Genomic DNA, 4,181 nt, shown 5'->3' on the forward strand with positions numbered 1-4,181 from the left:
CAACTGCGCGGCGCGCGGCGAGCCGGCGCCGACCGGCCTCGTGCTGATCGCGCCGGCCCTCGACTTCACCGAGGACCTGATGTGGGACAAATTCTCGCCCGAAATCCGCAGGACGCTGGAACAGGACGGCGTCTGGCTGCGCCAGAGCGCCTACGCTCCGGAGCCCGACGCGATCAGCATGGCGCTGATCGAGGATGGCCGGCGCAACCGCCTTTTGACCGGTCCGCTCGACCTCGGCTGCCCGGTCCACATCCTTCAGGGGATGAACGACCCGGACGTGCCGCACCCGCATGCCTTTCGTATCCTCGAAAGGCTGCCGGCGGCGGGCACGGTTCTCACGCTGATCGCCGACGGCGACCACCGCCTGTCGCGGCCGCAGGACGTCGCGCGGCTGCTCTCGGCGGTGGCGGAGATGGCGACGCCCGCTAGAGCATTTTCCATGATCTCCGGATCACGGAAAATGCTCTAACTGACTGTGTAGTCGTATTTTCTTCACGCGAGCCGGCATCCACCTCGCTTGAAAATGCTCTAGTGCAGGCTGACCGGGTAGAGGTCGTGCTCGGCGGCGTTGGCGAGGATCACCTCGCGCGAATCCGCGAGCAGGATCGGGGCGCCGCTCGCCGACAGCAGGGCGAACAGGTCGAGCCCGGGGGTGAGCTGCGGCGCCTGCGGGAAAAGGCGCATCACCTCGTCGGACCGGATCGAGCGGACGTAGGCGATGTGGCCTTCGCCGAGCGCCGCGAGGTCGGCGGCGTTGAACTCGGCCGGGTCGAGGTCGGCGGCCGTCAGCGGGGAGGTGGTGAGGTCGGTCATGTCGTGCCCTCCTTTCGAGGCAGAGCAAACAGCCCGGAAACGATCCCGTCTTGATCGAACCGATCCGGCGATCGTGGGCCTGAATCGAATGTGGGGTGTTTCGCCGGCGGATCAATCGCGCTCGAGGATGGCGATGCGGCGCACCACCCGCTCGGGCTCGGGACGGGCGAGGTCGATCGAGAGCAGGCCGTTCGACAGGTCGGCACCCAGCACCTCCATCCCGTCGGCCAGCAGGAACGCCCGCTGGAACTGGCGCGCCGCGATGCCGCGGTGGAGGAACAGCCGCTCCTTGTCGTCGACCTGACGCCCGCGGACGACGAGCTGGTTCTCCTCCAGCATCACGTCGAGCTGGTCGCGGGTGAAGCCGGCCACCGCCAGGGTGATGCGGAGGCGGTCCGGCTCCTGGTCGGTGCGGACGAGGCGCTCGATGTTGTAGGGCGGGTAGCCGTCGTTGGCGGCCTTCGAGACCCGGTCCAGCGCCTGCTCGATCTCGTCGAATCCGAGCAGGAACGGGTGTCCGAACGGGGATGGACGGGTCATCGGCAACGCCCCTGTGGAGGCCCCGTGACCGGAATGCCGGCGGGCACCTCGTTGCGGGGCCCGCAAGCGGCACCCCTTCCGGACCATCGATCCGGCCCGGAACGATATGGTCGAGCATGCCCGCCCCATCAAGAGAGCCGCCGGCCGCGATCCCACCAGGCGGCCGGGCAGATCCGGCAAGGCAGGCCGGGACCATTCGGCAAGGATGCACGCCGCAACGCGAGATGTATTCGTAACAGTTTGGAACGGCTCTGATTTTCAGCGCCGCTCTTGATCCTTGCCCTGCACCTCGGATACTTCCGCCGCGCAGGCACATTGCATTCCGCTCTTGCGGGAGATCGCGCCGGGGCGCGCATCTTCGCGAGGCCGGACGACCGCATCGCCCCTTTCCAGACACGCGCCGAGGCCGTGGTCCGAGGGAGGGTCCGAGACGGCGATGCGATGGCGCCGGTCCTCTCGGCCGCCCGCTTCGCGGCCGCGGCCGTCCGCTTCGTGCCTCGCGAACCGGATGGACCCGGCGGCAGACGAATTCGACACGGCGCGGGGCGCCGGACGGGCCGCCCGCGGAGCGGAGGATGGGAAGCGTTTCGATGGCTCAACAGATGCTCGGGCGAGGCGTCCCGCTTAACCGGCTCCGCATCAGGCGGCTCGCCCTGGACACCGCCGCCTGCGTGGGGCTCTCCCTCGTGCTCGCGTCCTCGCTCGCCGTGTCCGCGATGGCGCAGGATGCGCCGGCCGGCGAGAAGGCCGCGCCGCTCAAGCTTCAGCTCAACCGGCTCGAATCCGTCGAGGATTCCTGCCGGGCCACGATCGTCGTCGACAACAGCCGCGGGGCTGCGCTGAAGTCGTACAAGCTCGACCTGTTCGCCTTCGACACCGACGGGATCGTGCAGAAGCGGGTCGCGGCCGAGCTCGGGCCGATCCCGGCCCGCAAGACCACCGTCAAGATCTTCAACTTCCCCGGGATCGCCTGCCCGAAGCTGAGCCGGGTGCTGCTCAGCGACGTGCTCGCCTGCGAGGGCGGCGACGCGACCCGCGAAGCCTGCCTCGAACGCACCGAGACCGAGACCAAGGCGAACATCCCGTTCGACCGCTGAGCCGAGCCGGCCCGGCGCGCGACGCCGGCCGCCCCTGAGAACCGATACCGGCCGGCGGCCCAGAGCCGCCGGGCGGCCCGCGGCCGTCGCCGCACCCGAACGACCTTGCAAGGAACTCGCAATGGATCCGACCTCCGCCCCGATCGACGCCGGTCACGACTTCTCGTTCGTGGGCCTGTTCCTGCAGGCCGACCCGATCGTGAAGGGGGTGATGATCCTGCTGGTGGTCGCCTCGCTCGCCTGCTGGACCGTGGTGTTCGAGAAGGTCGTCCGCCTCGCCGCCGCGCGGCGCCAGGCCAAGGCGTTCGACGCGCTGGTGCGCTCGGGCGGCAGCCTGGAGACGGGGATGCCGGGCATCGCCGGCCACGTGGTGAAGGCGGCTCTGGACGCCTGGCGCGACCAGGACGCCTCGGAGACCCGCGCCGAGCGGCGCGACCGGATCGAGCGCGCCATGCGCGGCGCGTTGACCCTCGAGGTCAAGCGCCTTCAGAACGGCCTGGCGCTGCTGGCGACGTCGGGGTCCACGGCGCCCTTCGTCGGCCTGTTCGGCACGGTCTGGGGCATCATGAACTCGTTCTCGTCCATCGCCCGCAGCCAGGACACCTCGCTCGCCGTGGTGGCGCCGGGCATCGCCGAGGCGCTGTTCGCCACGGCGATCGGCCTCGTCGTCGCGATCCCGGCGGTGATGGCCTACAACAAGCTCGCCAACGACGTCGGGCGGATCCAGAGCACCTTCGTCTCCGGCATCGGCCTGCTCGGCAACCGCCTCGCCCGCGACCGCGGCGTCCAGCACCGCGCCGCCGCCGAATAGCCGCGCGACCATCCGAGACCCGCGATCCCGGCCCGCTCAGGCGGCCGGGCCTTCCATTCCCGACGCGGCCGCCCCTTGGGGGCCCGAGCCGCCGACCCCGGAGGACGCCGCATGGCGATGGGTTCGATCCGCGCGAGCGGTTCCGACGACGACGACCTCGACACCGCTCCGATGTCGGAGATCAACGTCACGCCGATGGTGGACGTCATGCTGGTGCTGCTGATCATCTTCATGGTCGCGGCGCCGTTGATGACCACCGGCGTGCCGGTGCAGCTCCCGAAGACCGCAGCCGCCAAGGTCGCGCAGTCGCAGAAGCCGGTCGAGGTGACGATCGACAAGGACGGCAAGCCCTCGATCGCCAAGGAGGTCTTCACCAACGAGACGCTGGTGCCGCGCCTGCGCGCCATGGCGGCCGAGAACAAGGACCAGGTGATGCTGGTCCGCGGCGACAAGGACGTGGCCTACGGCAAGATCATGGAGGTCATGGGCCTCGTCGGCCAGGCCGGCTTCACCAAGGTGTCGCTGATCGCGCAGTCTCCGGGCGGACCTGCTCCGGGCGGACCGGCTCCGGGCGCCCCCGCCGCCGCGCCGGCGAACGGGGCGGCGCGGTAAGCCATGTCCGCCATCGTCGACACCGGGCCGGACTCCCGCTCGTCGGGGCTCGTTCCCGCCTTCCTCGTCGCGCTCGCCCTGCATCTGGCCGCGCTGGCGGGCCTCGCCCTGTTCAAGCTGACGCCGCCGACGCCCCCCGGCGAGCAGCAGATCTCGATCGACCTCGCGCCGCTGATGACCGACGCGGACACGCAGGCGCCGAGCGAGACCCAGGCGAGCGAGGCCGCCCCGCCCGAGACCAAGCCCGTGGACGAGCCCGCCGAGGCGGAGCCGACCAAGCCGCCGCCGGACGCCGCCGAGGCCAAGCC

5 protein-coding genes and 2 pseudogenes are annotated in these 4,181 nt (G+C 70.5%); 5 read left to right on the plus strand and 2 right to left on the minus strand.

Features of this window, described 5'->3' with window-relative positions; all coding sequences use genetic code 11:
- A pseudogene (locus tag FV222_RS18835) lies at positions 1-469 on the plus strand (alpha/beta hydrolase); the annotation flags it as partial.
- Positions 470-528: 59 nt separating this feature from the next.
- Here FV222_RS18835 and FV222_RS18840 read toward each other — a convergent pair.
- Both FV222_RS18840 and FV222_RS18845 read right to left on the minus strand, forming a co-directional pair.
- On the minus strand, positions 529-813 hold the full coding sequence (locus tag FV222_RS18840; RefSeq protein ID WP_147754492.1) for a DUF1150 domain-containing protein: 285 nt from the start codon (positions 811-813) through the stop codon (positions 529-531).
- 111 nt (positions 814-924) lie between these two features.
- Positions 925-1,353: an Hsp20 family protein gene (locus tag FV222_RS18845; protein ID WP_147754493.1), complete on the minus strand. Its 429-nt coding sequence runs from the start codon at positions 1,351-1,353 to the stop codon at positions 925-927.
- Positions 1,354-1,943: 590 nt separating this feature from the next.
- Here FV222_RS18845 and FV222_RS18850 point away from each other — a divergent pair.
- From FV222_RS18850 to FV222_RS18865, 4 genes and pseudogenes are all read left to right on the plus strand, one after another.
- On the plus strand, positions 1,944-2,450 hold the full coding sequence (locus tag FV222_RS18850) for a Tat pathway signal protein (RefSeq protein ID WP_238270730.1): 507 nt from the start codon (positions 1,944-1,946) through the stop codon (positions 2,448-2,450).
- A gap of 121 nt (positions 2,451-2,571) precedes the next feature.
- Positions 2,572-3,261, plus strand: coding sequence for a MotA/TolQ/ExbB proton channel family protein (locus FV222_RS18855; RefSeq protein ID WP_147754494.1), 690 nt, complete (start codon positions 2,572-2,574; stop codon positions 3,259-3,261).
- 111 nt (positions 3,262-3,372) lie between these two features.
- Complete coding sequence (gene tolR / locus FV222_RS18860; RefSeq protein ID WP_147761440.1) at positions 3,373-3,873, plus strand: protein TolR; 501 nt, start codon at positions 3,373-3,375, stop codon at positions 3,871-3,873.
- 3 nt (positions 3,874-3,876) lie between these two features.
- Positions 3,877-4,181 (plus strand): annotated as a pseudogene (locus FV222_RS18865) (protein TolA); the annotation flags it as partial.

The sequence above is a fragment of the Methylobacterium sp. WL103 genome (genome assembly GCF_008039885.1).
Lineage (GTDB): Bacteria > Pseudomonadota > Alphaproteobacteria > Rhizobiales > Beijerinckiaceae > Methylobacterium > Methylobacterium cerastii.